This is a genomic window from Cellvibrio sp. UBA7671 (genome assembly GCA_002483145.1).
GTDB classification, from domain to species: Bacteria; Pseudomonadota; Gammaproteobacteria; order Pseudomonadales; family Cellvibrionaceae; genus Cellvibrio; species Cellvibrio fibrivorans.
In genome coordinates, this window is sequence record DLHJ01000013.1 from 97915 (window position 1) to 114851 (window position 16937).

Annotated in this window: 14 protein-coding genes; 6 read left to right on the top strand and 8 right to left on the bottom strand. The window is 48.3% G+C overall.

Annotation, left to right across the window (positions count from 1 at the left end):
• Positions 1 to 34: 34 nt before the first annotated feature.
• Positions 35 to 343, bottom strand: a complete 309-nt coding sequence (locus B4E62_RS10985; RefSeq protein ID WP_310074424.1) for a PepSY domain-containing protein — start codon at positions 341 to 343, stop codon at positions 35 to 37.
• A 355-nt stretch (positions 344 to 698) separates the two neighbouring features.
• Between B4E62_RS10985 and B4E62_RS10990 the strand changes: the two genes are divergently transcribed.
• The 4 genes from B4E62_RS10990 (at position 699) to B4E62_RS11005 (ending at position 5958) form a co-directional block, all read left to right on the top strand.
• Positions 699 to 2648 carry an alpha/beta hydrolase family protein gene (locus tag B4E62_RS10990; RefSeq protein WP_331352091.1) on the top strand — a complete coding sequence of 650 codons (1950 nt, stop codon included), beginning with the start codon at positions 699 to 701 and terminating at the stop codon, positions 2646 to 2648.
• A gap of 176 nt (positions 2649 to 2824) precedes the next feature.
• A complete protein-coding gene (locus B4E62_RS10995) occupies positions 2825 to 3982 on the top strand; it encodes a glycosyltransferase (RefSeq protein WP_310074418.1) in 1158 nt (385 codons plus the stop codon).
• A gap of 42 nt (positions 3983 to 4024) precedes the next feature.
• Positions 4025 to 5017: a glycosyltransferase family 2 protein gene (locus B4E62_RS11000; RefSeq protein ID WP_331352092.1), complete on the top strand. Its 993-nt coding sequence runs from the start codon at positions 4025 to 4027 to the stop codon at positions 5015 to 5017.
• An 80-nt stretch (positions 5018 to 5097) separates the two neighbouring features.
• Positions 5098 to 5958 carry a PA4780 family RIO1-like protein kinase gene (locus B4E62_RS11005; protein WP_331352093.1) on the top strand — a complete coding sequence of 287 codons (861 nt, stop codon included), beginning with the start codon at positions 5098 to 5100 and terminating at the stop codon, positions 5956 to 5958.
• Positions 5959 to 6011: 53 nt separating this feature from the next.
• Here the strand turns inward: B4E62_RS11005 and B4E62_RS11010 are convergent, their stop codons facing one another.
• Positions 6012 to 6767, bottom strand: coding sequence for an SDR family NAD(P)-dependent oxidoreductase (locus B4E62_RS11010; protein ID WP_331352094.1), 756 nt, complete (start codon positions 6765 to 6767; stop codon positions 6012 to 6014).
• Between the two features lie 135 nt (positions 6768 to 6902).
• On the opposite strand from B4E62_RS11010, the gene B4E62_RS11015 reads away from it, so the two are divergent.
• Positions 6903 to 7808 (top strand): LysR family transcriptional regulator, encoded by a 906-nt coding sequence (locus B4E62_RS11015; RefSeq protein ID WP_331352095.1) that lies wholly within the window; start codon positions 6903 to 6905, stop codon positions 7806 to 7808.
• Entirely contained in the window at positions 7808 to 8578 is a 771-nt protein-coding gene (locus B4E62_RS11020) for a hypothetical protein (protein ID WP_331352096.1), read from the top strand. Before B4E62_RS11015 ends, B4E62_RS11020 begins: the two co-directional genes overlap by 1 nt.
• On the opposite strand, the gene B4E62_RS11025 is transcribed toward B4E62_RS11020, so the two are convergent.
• From B4E62_RS11025 to B4E62_RS11050, 6 genes are all read right to left on the bottom strand, one after another.
• A complete protein-coding gene (locus B4E62_RS11025; protein WP_331352097.1) occupies positions 8575 to 9933 on the bottom strand; it encodes a sensor histidine kinase in 1359 nt (452 codons plus the stop codon). The genes B4E62_RS11020 and B4E62_RS11025 overlap by 4 nt on opposite strands.
• Before the next feature lies 1 nt (position 9934).
• Positions 9935 to 11320, bottom strand: coding sequence for a sigma-54 dependent transcriptional regulator (locus B4E62_RS11030; protein WP_331352098.1), 1386 nt, complete (start codon positions 11318 to 11320; stop codon positions 9935 to 9937).
• Positions 11321 to 11350: 30 nt separating this feature from the next.
• Positions 11351 to 12400 (bottom strand): hypothetical protein, encoded by a 1050-nt coding sequence (locus B4E62_RS11035; RefSeq protein ID WP_331352099.1) that lies wholly within the window; start codon positions 12398 to 12400, stop codon positions 11351 to 11353.
• A 92-nt stretch (positions 12401 to 12492) separates the two neighbouring features.
• Entirely contained in the window at positions 12493 to 14925 is a 2433-nt protein-coding gene (locus B4E62_RS11040) for an ADOP family duplicated permease (protein ID WP_331352100.1), read from the bottom strand.
• Positions 14926 to 14927: 2 nt separating this feature from the next.
• Complete coding sequence (locus B4E62_RS11045) at positions 14928 to 15632, bottom strand: ABC transporter ATP-binding protein (RefSeq protein WP_331352101.1); 705 nt, start codon at positions 15630 to 15632, stop codon at positions 14928 to 14930.
• A complete protein-coding gene (locus B4E62_RS11050; protein WP_331352102.1) occupies positions 15625 to 16902 on the bottom strand; it encodes an acyltransferase in 1278 nt (425 codons plus the stop codon). Before B4E62_RS11050 ends, B4E62_RS11045 begins: the two co-directional genes overlap by 8 nt.
• Between the last annotated feature and the right edge of the window lie 35 nt (positions 16903 to 16937).

Sequence of the window (16937 nt, forward strand, 5' to 3'; positions counted from 1 at the left end):
ATGCTATTCATGAATAGATCGATAAAAGGGGGATTTAATCATCCTGATGGTTTTTGAGAATCTGGCCGTTAGTCGCATCCAACTCCAGATCCCACTCAACACCCTGTGCATCAACTACTTCCAGTTGATAAACATAGCGGCCCCATTCGTTTTCCAGCTCAGTTTCGCGGATTACACCACCGGGATGTTGCGCCAGTGCCAGTTCGTTGAGTTTCTCAAACGATTGGATAGTACCAGAATCACGCAGTTTCAGCGCCTCATCCGGCCCAAGGTCACGCGCTTGTGCGCTAACGGCAAGGCTAATAAGGCTGGCGATTAATAAGTATTTATGGGTAGTTTTCATGGTAAAGCTCCTGCAGCGGTGAATGAATAAAGTGTGTTTCAACGCTGATCAGATTAAATAGGTCCGCTTAAACCAAACTTAATTTACCCCCGAGCTATTTAACAGGGCTGTGAGATAAGTGCATTGACGCCTAAATCTAGCTTGTAGATACTGCGTGGGGTGCTATGCAATGGCCATAGCACCACTTTTACTCTGCAAGCCCTAGGGCTACGAATACCCGGTAGTGATAAAGACCTGATGCATCGTACACAGGGGGCAGGGAATTCAGGCTGTTTGATTTACAGGTGCAACTTTTCACTGGGTTGTAACCATAAATGAACGTGGAAATAAATATTAATTTTGAATGGAACCCAGGATGAATCATTTTTTACGCTATGTTATGGCTAGGCTGCTTTTTTTATTTTGCCTTATTACCCTTCCCGTTCAAGCCAGTATTTCATTAAGCGAATATGGCGCATTACCCAGTGTTGGTATGGTCGCCATTTCGCCCAACGGGGATTTGGTGGCTTTTCGCAAAGTAACTGGCGATCAAGATGCTGTCTATGTTGTATCCATAAAAGACAAAAAGCTGGTTTTTGCACTGGATGTTTCCAAAATACAACCGGGAGGCATTTACTTTTTTAATGATGAGCAACTGTTTTTGCGTGTATCGCAATACACCAGAGTTAAAGGCTTTAGAGGCAAATTTGACCTAAGCACAGCGTTTGTTTTGAATATCAAGGATAAGAAAATTCGTCAGCTGTTAACTCCGGGGGATAAAATTCTGGCCGGGCAAAGTGGATTGGGCCATGTGGTGGGTATTACTCCCGACGGCCAGTATGCACTTATGCCTGCTTATTCCCAAATTGATAACCATTTTCCAAAACCCAATTATTCGTTATACAAGGTGAGCCTTAAACGGAACCATATAAAGCCCGAGCAGGGCGGGAGTTACCATACAGATGATTTTTTTGTAAACCGCGAAGGCAAGGCGATCGTTCAGGAGGAATACGATGAGCGCAATAATGAGCATAAAGTGCTCGCGCTCAATAACGGTAAGTGGATAGAAATTTTCAAAGAAATAACTGCCGTAAAAAATAGATCCTTTGTCGGACTGACAGCAGATTATCAATCACTGGTAATGTTAACCGATGATGAAAAAACTGGCCGTACCAGCTATTACACTATGAGCCTGAAAGATGGTGCCATCACTGGACCTTTGTTGGGGCGTGATGATGCTGATATTGAAAGCGTCATAACCGATATGCAGCGTGTGGTCTACGGTGTTCGTTATTCCGGTTTTACACCTTCGTATCATTTTTTTGATGCCAAAGTCGATGCAAAAATAAAAGCTATTCAAAAAGACTTTCCCGATCAGGCAGTGTGGTTAATTGATTGGACTCCCGATTGGCAAAAGGTGGTGGTGCGCGTTGAGGGGTCAGACTACCCGGAAGATTATTTTTTGTTTGACAGCGCTAATCAGGCCAGCTTTTTAACATCAGGACGCCCTGCATTTAAACCGGAAGATATTCACTTGATTGGCAAGTCCATTTATACAGCGCGCGATGGTTTAAAAATTCCTACCTTGCTCACCATTCCGCGCAGCAAGGCAGGCTCACTTAAAAATTTACCGGCAGTGATTTATCCACATGGCGGCCCGGCATCTTACGACACTGTTGGTTTTGATTATTTTGCACAGGCACTTGCCGCACAGGGTTATTTGGTGATCCAGCCTCAATTTCGCGGTTCAACCGGTTTTGGTACGGCACACTATACTGCCGGGCATGGCGAGTGGGGCAAGAAGATGCAGGACGACTTGACCGATGCAGTGAATTTTTTTACCAGCAAAGGTATGGTTGATCCCAAACGTGTTTGTATTGTTGGAGCAAGTTACGGTGGTTACGCCGCCTTGGCGGGTGGTGCATTTACACCAGAGTTGTACAAGTGCGTAGTCTCGATCAATGGTATTGGCGATCTCAATGCCATGCTCGCATGGGATAAAAATCAGCACGGCAGCAGCAGTGAAGTAGCTGATTACATGGCGATGCAATTTGCCAATGGCGATGTGGACAAAAAAGCCTTGGAGAAAATGTCACCAGAAACCTATGCCGGCAATTTTACTGCACCGGTACTGTTAGTTTATTCCGCTGATGACAAACGTGTTCCACCCAAACAATCCGAACAAATGTTAAAGGCACTAAAAAAACAACAAAAACCGGCAACTGCGCTTGAACTTAAAGGTGAAAACCATCACTTGCTCGAAGGCGAAACCCGCACCCAAGCGCTAGAGGCAACGGTGAATTTTGTTCGCCAACACTTGCAATAATCCAATCGCCATAAGCGCACCCTAAACCGGTGCGCTTTTTTTATACGCTGAATCTTTTAACAATCCCGCACAAAATTTCACAACTCTCCCGCCGCGATATTTCTATACTCGCGCCCCATCAGGGTTGTGCTCGTCCGTAGCAAGCCGCAACCCGCCTTACTGATGCGGTATCCTTTATGAATAGCTCCCTCGCGGCACAGCGTCCACTCAAAGTCGTGCATTTTGTCACCGGGGGTTTTACCGGTTCCACCAAAGTCGCCATCGACCTGATTCGCGCGGTGAAAAATAATCCCGCCTTTTCTTCTATGTTGGTGCTGCGCAAAAAATCGTCCACCGATCAAGCGCGCGTCAACCAACTTCAGGCTGAAGGTATTTCACTCAAACTGGTTGCAGGTTGGTCGCACCTGGCAACCATTGTCGAATTAGTGCGCATCTGCCGAGAGTACCAACCGGATATTCTCGTCACCCACGGTTTTAGTGAACATCTCTGGGGTAGATATGCGGGTTTGATCGCGCGGGTTCCGCATTTAATTCATGTCGAACACAATTCACGCGAGCGCTATACGCCACTGCGTTTATTACAAGCGCGCTGGCTTGCGCATTACACCGATAAAATTATTGGCTGCTCTGAGGGTGTGCGGTCGCGTTTGCTGGAATTGGGTTTTCCCGCACACAAAATTATGGCGATCAATAACGGTATCCAGTTATCAGATTACGCTAACGCCGATGCAGTTCCACTCACTGAACGCATTCCCGGCATTATCATGCCCGCGCGATTTGCCAAACAAAAAGACCATGAGACATTAATCCGTGCAGTTGCGCTCTTGCGCGATAAAAATATTATCGCGCCGGTATTGTTTGCCGGTGCGGGCAACAAACGCCATATCGCCAAAGCCAAAAAATTGGTAGATGAGTTGCAACTCAATGGACAGATTCACTTTGCCGGTCACTGCGGCAACTTGCCTTTTTTATTGATGCGCCACCAAATTTGCGTGCTGAGCACACGCTACGAAGGCATGCCACTCGCGCTGGCTGAAGGCATGGCGGCTGGTTGTGCGGTGATAGGTTCTGCCGTGATTGGTGTGCAGGAAATGATTATCCACGGTAGCGATGGCCTATTGGTAAAAGCCCAATGCGCTTACGCCATGGCCGATGCGATAGAGATTCTGTTACACAATTCAACCTACGCACAAATTTTGGCACAGCAAGGGCGCCAGCGCGCACTCGCTGAATTCTCTCTCGATCGTATGGCACAGGCTTACGAACAGCTATTTTCGGATTTGCAACAAACTGCTCTTCCGGCGCTGCCCGAACAATTGCTGCTGGAAAATTAATTCACTATAAATAGAACCCTGATCGTAAAGGTGTAATTGATTGTGATCCACACGCCCAAACCTTGGCTCAGTATTTTAATTCCGGTGTACAACGTTGAAGCTTATCTGCGCGAATGCCTTGAGTCGGTGGTACAGCAAATAGCACCCGGTGTGGAAATTATTGTGCTTGATGATTGTTCTACCGATAGCTCACATCAATTGCTAAAAGAATTCGCTGAAGATTCTATCGTTCCTATAACGATTCTGCGCCACGAATACAATCGCGGTTTAAGCGCAGCGCGCAATACTCTGCTCGACAACGCACGTGGAGATTACGTCTGGTTTCTGGATTCCGATGATGCATTGCATCCGGGTGCGATTGCCGAACTCCAGCAGATCACCCGCCAGTATTTACCGGATTTAGTGCTGTGCGATTTCCGCGTCTGGCGCGAGCAGCAACGCTGGAAGCATTTATGGCGCGGCGAAAATCACACTGCGACTTTTGCTGGATCAAAACAAAAATTACTCACCGATCCGCTGAAATTATTTGAAGGAATTTACAAAGAGCGCAATTTGCATATCTGGTCAAAAATTTCCAAGCGCTCACTCTGGGGAAGTGATTTGCGTTTCCCGGAAGGGCGGGTAATGGAAGATATGGTGGTCACACCACGCCTCGCGCTGCGCGTACAAACCTATTTTTACCAACCGAGTGTATGGGTCGCCTATCGCCAGCGCGAGGGCAGTATTTTATCCAGTTCCAACCAGAAAAAAATTGACGATATGTCGATTGCTTGTGCTGGCGTGTTAGAGCTTTGGTTAAAACACTATCCACAATTATCGCGTCGTGCGCGCTTTTACTTCAGTTATTTTTGTGTGAAAACCCATATTTGCGTCGCGCGCGATATGCGCAGTTTGCATAAGAATCCCAGCCCGGATTTAAGCGTTTATCGCGCGCGTTTTTTTGACCATATCGGTTGGGGCAAGCGCGAACTCTTCACGGAATATATCAAGCGCGGCTGGTTGTTGCGCCTGAAGCGTTTTGTGCAAGAGTACTGAGGCCAATCACCAATCGTTTTTCCGGTAAATGGCTATGGGTGTTATCATGCGCACAACCCCAGCCCAGACCCCGAGCGCCGATGAAAATACCCAAACGCTTACAGCCATTAGTTGACGATGGCTTGATCGATGAAGTCCTGTTCCAGTTGATGAGCGGCAAAGAGGCGCAAGTCTTTGTGGTGCGCGCCAACGATGAAATCCGCTGCGCCAAAGTCTATAAAGAAGCGAATAAACGCAGCTTTAAACAGGCCGTGCAGTATCAAGAAGGCCGCACTGTGCGCAACTCGCGCCGCGCCCGCGCCATGTCCAAAGGTACTCGCTACGGTCAAAAAGAAGCGGAAGATGCCTGGTTGAATGCCGAGGTAGACGCTCTTTATCGCCTCGCCGAAGCCGGTGTGCGCGTACCCACCCCCTATTGGTTTTTGGAAGGTGTGCTGGTAATGGAGCTGGTTGTCGATGAAGACGGCGACCCGGCGCCACGCCTGGATGATGTCGCCTTTGACCCGGACACCGCCCGCGAATACCACGCGCAGATGATGATGGAAATCGTGCGCATGCTCTGCGCCGGTTTAGTCCACGGTGACTTATCGGAATTCAACGTACTGGTTGATCACAGCGGCCCGGTGGTGATCGACTTACCGCAAGCCGTGAATGCTGCAGGCAACAACAACGCCAAAATGATGCTCACGCGCGATGTGAATAATATGCGCGACTATTTCGGCCAATATGCGCCAGATTTATTAGTCACCCATTACGCCGAAGAAATTTGGGATCTATTTGAACACGGCAACCTGCACCCGAACGTAAAACTCACCGGCGAATTCGCCGAAAGCAACGTCGATGCCGATATCGCCACCATGATGCGCATCATCGAACACGCCAAAGCCGAAGAGGAAGACCGCAAAGAGCGCGAACGCATGGCGCGGGACGGGGAGTTTTAAGAACACACCTCAACCACACTGGCGATAATCGTATCGCCAGTGTTCCGCAAGATTTACAACATCATCCCACCCGACACCTCAATACGCTGCGCATTGATCCAGCGATTGCTCTCGGATAAAAGCGACGCAATCATCGGCCCTATATCGTCCGGAACACCTACACGCCCCAAGGCTGTCATTGCAGCGACTTGCTGGTTGAGCTCATTGTTGTCGCGCACCCGGCCGCCGCCAAAATCGGTTTCGATTGCGCCGGGTGCAACAACGTTCACTGCAATTCCGCGCGCGCCCAATTCTTTTGCCATGTAGCGGCTCAACACTTCTATGCCACCTTTCATCGCCGCATAAGCCGCGTAACCCGGATAACAAAAACGAGCAAGACCGGTGGAAATATTCACAATGCGGCCGCCATCTTTAATCAGCGGCAACAATTTTTGCGTGAGAAAAAAAGTGCCTTTCAAATGGATATTCATCAGCAGATCAAACTGTTCTTCGGTAGTTTCTGCAAAGCTCGCGTGAATACCTATGCCCGCGTTATTGATTAAAAAATCGAAACTGTCTCGCTGCCATTTTGACGATAAAAGCGCGCCTAACTGATCAGCAAAGGCCGCAAAGTTTTTGCTATTGCCCACGTCCAATTGCAGTGTGGCCGCTTGCACGCCCAATGCCTGCACTTCAGCCACTACCGCTTCTGCTTCGTCCTGCTTACTGTTGTAGGTGAAGATGACATCGACACCTTGTTTAGCCAGTGCCAATACGGTGTTTTTGCCCAAACCACGGCTGCCGCCGGTAACCAATGCAATCTTGTTCATATCTGCCTCGTAGCCTTATAAATCGTTTCAAAAGGGAAATCTGTTGACGAGGCCAGTCTATTGCCCGGATATTTTTCGATAAACACGCAAATACCGATTAGACTGTTTGGATAATCCGAACAATTGATAGGACTTATGAATCGATTAGATGCCATGCTAAGTTTTGTGCGGGTGGCCGAACTCGCCAGTTTTACCAAAGCGGCCGATAGTCTCGGCCTGCCCAAAGCGAGTGTCTCCACCTCGATACAGCAGTTGGAAAGCCTGCTGAATACACGCCTGTTGCACCGCACCACGCGCAAGGTGCAACTGACGCAAGACGGCCAGGTGTATTACGAGCGCTGCAAAGATTTATTGGCCGATATGGACGAACTGGAAGGGTTGTTCCAGCAAGGCGCAAGTAATTTAACCGGGCGCCTGCGCGTAGATATGCCCAGCAATATGGCCAAGATGCGGGTGATTCCGCGCCTGCCTGAATTACTGGCGCAACACCCGCAACTGCAGGTGGAAATCAGCAGCACAGATCGGCGCGTGGATGTTATCCGCGAGGGATTTGATTGTGTGGTTCGCGTGGGCAAACTCAGCGACTCATCGCTGATCGCGCGGCCACTCGGAAAATTGGAATTGCTCAACTGTGTCAGCCCTGACTACATCGCACAGTTTGGTACACCGCAAACATTGGATGATTTAGCTAATCACCAACTGGTTCACTATGTCACCACGCTTGGCAGCAAATCGCCCGGATTCGAATACACTGACCAAGGCGAAGTAAAATTTATTGCGATGATGGGCAACATTACGGTGAATAATTCCGATGCTTACAGCGCTGCCTGTATCGCAGGATTCGGTATCGCGCAAATCCCACGTATAGGTGCACAGGATTATTTGGCACAGGGGAAATTGGTCGAAGTATTAAAAAATTATCGCGCGGAGTCCATGCCGGCTTCACTTATTTATCCCAATCGCCGCAACCTCTCGCGCCGTGTGCAGGTATTTATGGATTGGATCGCAACGCTCATGACCGATTATGTGGATATACAATAATGACGGTAAATGTCTGCCCCAAATGCCGTTACCAACGGCAAACAATTGATCATAATATCCACCCGGATATCTGCCCCAGTTGCGGCATTGTGTACAGCAAATTTATTGCAAAACACTCGCCAGAAAATCCAGTGCATGATTCTGAACCTGAAGCAGAAACATTTATCGAAAGGAAAGAAGTCATAACCCTGCGCCAACAATTAACTGCCGCTTTTCTTTACGTGCCTGAACGTATTGACGCAGGTGCATTCTGGGCTCGGGTTGCCTGCCTTATCGCTTTCGCCATTTGGGGTGGCTATTTTATTAATGGCGGAGCTGATTGGGAAAAAATCGGCAGCTCCTTTATGCATCTGATCAATTTACCCTTCCATGAATTCGGTCATGTTTTATTTATGCCGTTCGGCGAATTTATGATGATCTTGGGTGGCAGTTTATTTCAGGTACTGTTGCCACTCGCATTAACCTGTGTATTTGTGTTTATACAGCGCGACACCTTTGCCGGCAGTATTACGCTCTGGTGGTGCGGGCAAAGTTTTATCGATGTTTCACCCTATATCGCCGACGCCGAATATCGCGCACTGCCCTTAGTGGGTGGTGGCGGTGAAGAGTCGCACGACTGGGGAAATTTACTGACTATGATGGATGCGTTGGATAACACGCTCGCGATTGCAAATTGCAGTTTTGGAATTGGAGCCATATTGATTATTGTGGCGCTGGTGTGGGGCGGGTGGATTCTTAAACTTCAGCAGAAAAACATTATTCCTATTTAGGATTGATTGAATTGAAGTGGCAATTCAATACTGGCACAACAGCCCCCCGAATTCTGATTGTTCAGGGCCAAGTTACTCAGTGATAATCGGCCATTATGCGCTTCAATAATCTGACGGCATAGTACAAGGCCTACACCAGAGCCCTGCTTTTTGGTGCTGTAGAAAGGCACAAATAAATTATCCGGATTGCTGATACCGCTGCCTTGGTCACAGATGTCCAATTTGAAAAACTGACGGCTAACAGCCCAGCGAATCGTAATGGTGCTGCCGGGATTGTTGGGATTGGCGAGTGCAGTGGCTTCAACCGCATTCTTGATCAGGTTTATCAACACTTGTTCAAACTGCACCGGGTCGAGCTGCAGAATAAAATCGCGCTCGGCTTCTATGGTTATGGGTTGGTGATTAAACAGGGCGACAATTTTTTCAACCAGCGGGCGAATCGATAGCGGTTGTGTTTGCGGTTCAGGTAATTTGGCGAGTTGTTTATAACTATCCACAAATTGGCTCAAGCCCTTGGCGCGCTCGCTAATAATCCCGAGTCCTTCACGCAAATTCCCGATCACATCGGCATACTGTGCATCGCGCTCAAGCAAGCGTTGTAGGGTTTGGCTAATTGAGGCAATGGGTGAAAGTGAGTTGTTGATTTCATGGCTGATGACCCGCACCAGATCTTGCCAGGCTTTGCGTTCTTCGCTGCGCAACAGCGTGCGGATATCGGTAATAAATAACAATTTGTGCTGTTTACCGTCCTCGCGGAATTCTTCCACGTACACATTAAATCGCCCCTGCTGATAACCGAGCGATAATTCCACTACCTGATGGCAGCCGCTGGTAAGCTCTTGCACAAACGCGAGCTGTTGCAACAATTCCCGGTTGGTGAGCGAATTTTTTAACTGCAACAAATTTTCAGCCGCCGGATTTAAAAAGCGAATTTGGTTGTCTTGGTTAAGTGCAATGATCGCAACATCAATATGCTCAATGATCGTGCGCAATAACAACTGGCTTTCAACCGATTCCCAGCGCTGTTGGCTCAGGCGTTTAGCCAAACCGTTAATCGCACCCACCAATTCATCAAGGGCACTGTTGTTTTGGTCAGTGCGGGCGCGCAGGGTGTAATCGCCCTGAATCAAAGCCTCTAATAAATTACTGATGCCGCGAAATTGGTAGGATAGTTTTTGGTAGACAGAATAACAACTGAACAAAATCACCAAGCCGCCGATTAAACCGGTCAACAAAATTAACCATATCGAAATATTGGCGAGTACCATCACCCATAGTAATAACAGCAGCAATGGCAGTGAGGCCAGCAGCACCAGGCGAATTAAATGAGCCTCAAATGGACGCCGTTTATGCATATCAGGTTTTTAATTTTTCCAGTCGGCGATAAAACGCACTGCGGCTAAACCCGAGTGAGTCGGCCGCTTTAACTGCATCGCCATTAAAATAGGCCAGCCGCTGCGCAATAATGTCCATTTCGATTTCTTCCATAACCCGCAAATCCTGCGTTGCAGATTGATTTTGCATTGGAGTTGCCACGAGTGTTTGTTCCGCATTAGCTAAACCAAGATCATGCATATGAATACGCTCACCTTTACACAAAATCTGCGCGCGTTCCATGACATGGCCCAGCTCGCGCACATTGCCCGGCCATGGATAAGCTTTCAGTGCAGCTTCCGCCTCCGGTGCTATAGCCAGCGGCGCGCGCGCATACTTTGTTGCGGCCTTGGCGAGAAATGCAGTGGCCAGCGGAATAATATCCTCAACGCGTTTGCGCAGGGGCGGGATTTCTATTTCAACGGTATTGATACGATAGAGCAAATCTTTGCGGAATTTCCCTTCGCTGACTGCTGCGTTTAAATCGCAATTGGTGGCAGTGATTAAACGGAAATTGGTGTGTTGGGTTTTACTGGAACCGACTTTTTCAAATTGTTTTTCTTCCAATACCCGCAACAATTTTCCCTGCTGTGAATAGGGCGTGTTGGCGATTTCATCGAGAAATAAAGTACCTTCATCGGCCAATTCAAAACGGCCAATGCGGGTGGTTTTGGCATCGGTAAATGAACCTTTTACATGGCCAAACATTTCGCTTTCAAACAGCGATTCAGTTACCGCGCCCATATTTACCGAAATCAGCGCTGCATCACTGCGCCCGGAGAGTTGATGCAGGTAGCGTGCAAACAAACTTTTACCAGTGCCATTTTCACCGGTGAAGATAACACTGGCATCGCTGCCTGCCACATGCTGGATAGTATTCAGCACATTCATGGTGAGTGCAGACCTGGCCACTATCGCACCATTGAGATTGGCCTCTTCACGCAGCAATTGATTTTGTTGCAACAATTTTTGCGTTTGTTTTTCGGCATCGGCCAATTTGCTTTGGTTATTGATAATGGTCAGCAGCCGATCATTTCCCCAGGGCTTCTGGATAAAATCATTGGCACCTTTTTTTATAGCACTGACCGCGACTTCAATCGTGCCCCAACCGGTCATTACTACAATTGGTACCAGCTCATCCAGCGCGCGAATGGCGCAGATCAGTTTCAACCCTTCATCGCCCGAGGTGGTATCAGCTGAGTAATTTAAATCCATCAAAATACAGCGAATGTCTTCGTGGCTAAGCACCGCCAGCGCCTGCTCCGGTGAGCTGGTCGCAATAGGTGCAAAACCTTCCGAGCGCAACAACATAGTTAATGCGGAAAGAATGCCCTCGTCATCATCGACTACCAGAATTGTTTTTTTCATTGGGTTCCCGGTTTTTTAACAAGGGTTGTATTAGTGCGCTTTTATACCCGCTTCAAAGCGTTTGGTAAATTCGGGATTTTTCTTATAGTCTTCAGCTTGAATTTGTTTAACCAGCTGCGCGTATTTATCATTATTGCCATTGGCTTTGTAAGCTTGTGCCAGACTCCAGCTTGACCAAAAATAATGCTGATCATGCGGGTTGTTGTTTTTCTGTTTATATTCTTCCATTAATTCAATGCTGCGCCGGATATGCTGCTTTTCAGCCAATAGAATTTCCCCTAGCTGCAACAGGCTGTCGTTAACATACCATTTGTTTTCCAATGTTGTAGGTTTGTTGCGCAGCGACTCATACAAGGGCATGGCATGCGCCAGCTGTTTTTTGTCCCGATAAAAACGCGCCAGCTCATATTGATTGCGTGCCGATTGAAATTGTTGTTGGCTTAACTTATCTGCCAATGCCATAGCGGCATCAGATTTTCCCTCTTTCTCTAATAGAAATACACGATAGATATTGGCATCTTCGGGTGAGAGTTTATCCAGACGCGCCAGCAATTCATCGCCCTTTTTACTGGAGCCGCCGGCAAAACCGGGCGCTTCAAAATAAAAGCGCATGGCGGACACCAGAGCATGGGTATTTTCAGGGAATTGATTTACCGCCGCCTCATATTGCGCAATACATTTTTTCGCTAAACCCAACGCCGAAAACATAGACGACTGCTGCGCCTGATTGCAATAAATATCGCCGGATAAAACTATTTCTTCTGCCGTATTTGGCTCTTGGGTGAGAGCCGCTTCAATATGTTCAACTGCTATTTCAATTTTGCCCGTGTCTACCGCAATTCTACTCAAGTAAATCAGTGAATCATTTTTTTGCACCGGATTGGCTAGCTGTTGGCTGAAATAATCTTCTGCCTCCTGATAGCGCCCCTGTGTGAAAGCGACTACGCCGGGATTTTCTGTTGCGCCCGTGGCGCTGTCATTAGCTTGTACATACTTGGTGCCTGAGATGCTTAGCACCACTAACAGTAGATGCGCCGACATTAAGCGACAAAAACTTTGAAATACATCTTGTTGTTTCATTGTGACGTTATTCCTTTGCTGTGATAGTAAAAACGCGGCTACTGGGACATTTCTTTGCCTGATTGATTCACCTGCACACAAAAATATTTACCTTATTCATAACGCAATGCATCACTTGGCTCTAATTGCAGCGCGCGTTGGGTGGGAACATAAGTCGCCGTTATCACTACACCGGCAACAACACTCACCATAATTGTTGTAACCAGGATTAAATCTGCTGCAGCGATACCGATTACATGTGCCATGGCAAACGCCATGGCACAACCTGCAGCAGCACCCGGTATGCCGCCCCACAATAATTGTTTGCCGCCCGTCCATAAAAATTGCCGTGTGATTTGTTCGTCCTGCGCGCCCAGTGCGCGTTTTACGCCAATCTCTTGCGTGCGCTGGCTAATGGTGTTGGACATAACACCGTAAATTCCCGTTGCCGCAAGAACCACTGCCGCCAATCCAAAGATCATAAAAATCGTGCTGATAAAACGTATAGGCGCGCCATTGCGTTTCTTTTTGGTGGCGTAGTCTTCAATCTGGAACAGCGGCAATTCGGGGTCAATTGCGGCCACGGCATTGCGCAGTGTGCGCACAGCGCTGGCGCGATCGGTTTTCATTTCTACGGCGATAGTGAAATCACTTTTTGGTGTCTGGCTAAATGGCCGGAATACCGTCGGCATTTTTCCCGATGCGTTATTGGCATCGCCATAGAGTGTGTGATTCACCACACCAATAATAGTTAGCCATTGGTCAGCATGCCCGACGGCATCCACTACCCGCAGGCGTTTACCGAGCGCGGAATCATTGGGAAAATGTGCGGCAGCAAAACTGTCGGTGACAATGACTGATTTTTTTTCCAGGCCTTCATCGCTGTTATCAAAATAGCGCCCCGCTTTTAATTCCACACCGAGCTTGGCAAGTGTACCGGGCGTAACCATAATGTAATTTACTTTTGGATAGGCATTATTCTGCACCTGCGAATATTCTTTTCCCTCCAGTGCGATGCGCGGAGTCCAACCCCAGTCGGCGGGAAACATAGACGCAATCATCACTTTGCCAATGCCAGGGCTGTTTTCCAATTGCGCTACCAAGGCATTAATAAATTGGATTTTTTGCTCAGGTGTTTGGTACTGAACCTCTCTAAGCAAGGTGCGCGCCGTGAGCAGGTTATCGCTCTTCACACCAAAATCGGCGAAGGTAGCGCGGTAGGCACCCACCACCATAGTGGCTGCGGCAATCAATATCGTCATGGATAAAAAAATTTCACTGATCACCAATATCCGGTTGAGGCGGCCCGATTTTTTCCCTAGTGCACCGCGCGTTCCATCGCGCAATACTGCATTAAAATCGGCGCCGGAATTTTTCCACGCCGGCAATAATCCGGTGGCTAGAATGGTCGCCAGCACAAAACCGAAAAATATTTTTAGCGTGAAAGCATCTATCCCAAAGTGCCACCAAAATGCGGGCTTATCGGTAAAAAACGTCTCTACTGTTGCAGCGGCCACTTCCAACCCCCAAGCCATCACCAGCAAACCGATCAAGCCACCGAGGCTGCAGATAATGGCGCTCTCCCACAACATTTGGCTGATTAACCGCCCGCGCGGTGCGCCCAGTGCAACGCGAATGGCCGTTTCTTTATTGCGCTCTATCGCACGCGAATACAACAGGTTGCCCACATTAATGGAGGCCAACAGCAAAATTAAGATGGCCGCAATTTGCATGGAGTAAACCACTTCAATCCCATCGCGCTCGGCGCCGCGTTGGAATGCATTGATAAAAACGCCCAGGCCTTTATTGGTTTCGGGGTGGCGCACCGCAATGCGCTGCATAATCATATCCAGCTGGCGATTAATATCGTCCTGCGAAACATTTTTTTGCAGCAGTGCAATTGCATTCAGTTTATCGCCTTTACCGCGCGCAATTGCATTGGGGTCAAGGCGCAGTGGCAGCCAAAGATCAGTGTTATCAGGAAACCAATAACCCTGCGGCATCACAGCAATTACTTTGTGGGTTTTACCGTCGATACGCAGTGTTTGGTCAATAATATTTTCATCGCCGCCAAACTGCGTGCGCCAGACTTCATAGCCTATTACCACTACATCTTCCGCACCTTGCTGATTATCCTGCGTATTAAACTCGCGCCCGAACAGTGGCGCAGTGCGCGACAATTGAAAAATACTGGGGTCGGTTTTTGCCGCGCGATAACGCCGTGCACCATCGCGCCCGATTGCGTTGACATTCATTTCTTTGTAAGCGCCAAATAATTCCACGCCCTTTAAATTGGATGCGATCTCGGCGTAATCGTGCAGGTCAACACCATCACTGGACTCAACACCATCCTGGGTGATGTGAAAGCGCACCAACCGATCGCTGTCTTTAAAGGGCAGGTCTTTAAATAACATGGTGTTGAACATGGAAAATAAAAACACACTTAAACCCACACCCACCGCCATCACCAATGTGGTTAATAACGTGAAGCCTGGTTTTTTTGCCAATAGCCGCAGTGCATATTGGATATCCTTAATCATTGTCATGATCAGACCTGCCCGCGTTTTACAGTTTTGTCGGACACCACACGTCCATCGAGCACATCAATTTTGCGCTGGCTGCGCTCGGCCGAGCGCGGGTCGTGGGTGACCATACAAATGGTCGCTCCTTCCGCGTGTAATTTATCGAGCAGATCCATCACTGCCTCGGCATTTTTGGTATCCAGGTTTCCGGTGGGTTCGTCGGCCAACAAAATAGAAGGGCGCCCGGCGATAGCGCGCGCAACCGCGACGCGCTGTTGTTGCCCGCCCGATAATTGCGCGGGATAGTGTTTGCTGCGGTGCGCCATATCCACTTTTGCCAGCGCCTCTTTCACCAATTGTTTGCGCTGGGTTTTATTCAGATCGCTGCGATAGGTAAGTGGCAGCTCTACATTTTCTTCTACATCCAAATCGCTGATTAAATTAAACGATTGGAAAATAAAACCAATTTCCTGATTGCGGATACGTGCCCGCTCGCGCTTGGGAATATTGGATACATCCTGGTTGGCAAGTTTATATTTTCCGCTGCTCGCGGTATCCAATAACCCCAGCAGCGACAGCAGTGTCGATTTACCGCAACCGGAAGGCCCGGAGATAGACACGTACTCGCCTTTATTAATGGTCAGCGAAATATCGCTCAGCGCATGGGTTGCCACTGCTTCAGTCAAAAATATTTTTTGCAGGTTTTCCAAAGTGATCAAGGTGTTATTCATGGCTGGTGCCCGCCGGTAAATTTGAAGGAATTGAAAGAGGATCAGTATTGCCTTTTGACGTCTGCTTATGGTTGTTACTCTGGCCGGATACCAGCCATTTGCGCCGCAGCTTACGCGCCATGGGTTTTTCAATCAGATAGGTGCTGATAATGCCCAGTGCAATAGCGCCCACCAATGCCCAGAAAAATTGATGCTGGCCCGCCTCGGGATTAAACATAATAAAGGCGCCGCACATCATCAACACAAAATTTTGCCAGATAAAAATGGAAAAGCCGGTCTTTCCGAGAAAGCCCGTACCGGGCAAGGAAAACAACCGCGCAGCAATTCCCCTTCCGCGCGCTAGATCGACAATAATGACCATATAGAGCGGCATCATCAGCCCGTGGCGCAAGAAAAATTTAAACGGCTCCTCAATCTGTTGGGCGCATGCAAAAATGACCACGGCCAGTAATGCCAGGTCACCCCATGCGAACCAGCCCCCTGAAGCAGGAGCACTCGCATTAGCGGCGCGCGAAAAATTAAATACTCTGGTCAACAAAATACCGGCAATAAAATGCGCTAACCAAAATAGCGGAGTAGAACCAATAAAAATTTTCCAAAATTGCGGCGCCTCGGTGCCAGCGGGAAAATACAACGCGTAAATACCGGTAGGTAGTAGCGAAATAAACGGCAATGCACACAAGAGTTGAATGGATGCACGACGCGATAATGTTGCCAACCGGGGTAACAGAAATGGCATAACGGCGTAGAGAAATACCAGTGCCGAAATCGTCCAGGATGGCCACGACCAAATGGGCACAAAATCCGGATACCATGCCTGTGTCAAGGTCAGTGTCGTAAGGCCGCTGGCCACCAATAACCACGGGCTAGTACCTAGCGATAGTTGATAGGCCGTTGTCATAAGCAAGGTAATCAACATCAGTATTAAATGAATGGGATAAATGCGGGTCGCGCGCGCCAACCAAAATGTTTTTTTGGGAATACTCAATTGCCCGTCCTCGCCCCAATACAAATAAGCAAGGATAAATCCCGAGAGCAAAAAGAAAAAACTGGTCGACATCCAGCCATTGGCTATGGCAGTAAATAGCGGCGCGGGTAAATCATTCATACCGCGCAGCAAGTTTTCCATACCCGGTTCTTTTTTCATATCAAACAGAACCCAGAGATGAAAACAAAAAATATGGAGGATCGCTACAAAGCGTATACCTGTGAGCGCAGGCAGATGGCGCCCGTGCTGTTTCGGACGAATATCAAGGGGGTTGCTGGTCATATTTAACTTCCTTTAAATAAATGGAACCGGTTTTT

Excerpts from the sequence above, each read along its gene's own strand:
- B4E62_RS10985 (WP_310074424.1), bottom strand. The coding sequence starts at position 343 with ATGAAAACTACCCATAAATACTTATTAATCGCCAGCCTTATTAGCCTT.
- B4E62_RS10990 (WP_331352091.1), top strand. The coding sequence starts at position 699 with ATGAATCATTTTTTACGCTATGTTATGGCTAGGCTGCTTTTTTTATTT.
- B4E62_RS10995 (WP_310074418.1), top strand. The coding sequence starts at position 2,825 with ATGAATAGCTCCCTCGCGGCACAGCGTCCACTCAAAGTCGTGCATTTT.
- B4E62_RS11005 (WP_331352093.1), top strand. The coding sequence starts at position 5,098 with ATGAAAATACCCAAACGCTTACAGCCATTAGTTGACGATGGCTTGATC.
- B4E62_RS11010 (WP_331352094.1), bottom strand. The coding sequence starts at position 6,767 with ATGAACAAGATTGCATTGGTTACCGGCGGCAGCCGTGGTTTGGGCAAA.
- B4E62_RS11015 (WP_331352095.1), top strand. The coding sequence starts at position 6,903 with ATGAATCGATTAGATGCCATGCTAAGTTTTGTGCGGGTGGCCGAACTC.
- B4E62_RS11020 (WP_331352096.1), top strand. The coding sequence starts at position 7,808 with ATGACGGTAAATGTCTGCCCCAAATGCCGTTACCAACGGCAAACAATT.
- B4E62_RS11025 (WP_331352097.1), bottom strand. The coding sequence starts at position 9,933 with ATGCATAAACGGCGTCCATTTGAGGCTCATTTAATTCGCCTGGTGCTG.
- B4E62_RS11030 (WP_331352098.1), bottom strand. The coding sequence starts at position 11,320 with ATGAAAAAAACAATTCTGGTAGTCGATGATGACGAGGGCATTCTTTCC.
- B4E62_RS11035 (WP_331352099.1), bottom strand. The coding sequence starts at position 12,400 with ATGAAACAACAAGATGTATTTCAAAGTTTTTGTCGCTTAATGTCGGCG.
- B4E62_RS11040 (WP_331352100.1), bottom strand. The coding sequence starts at position 14,925 with ATGACAATGATTAAGGATATCCAATATGCACTGCGGCTATTGGCAAAA.
- B4E62_RS11045 (WP_331352101.1), bottom strand. The coding sequence starts at position 15,632 with ATGAATAACACCTTGATCACTTTGGAAAACCTGCAAAAAATATTTTTG.
- B4E62_RS11050 (WP_331352102.1), bottom strand. The coding sequence starts at position 16,902 with ATGACCAGCAACCCCCTTGATATTCGTCCGAAACAGCACGGGCGCCAT.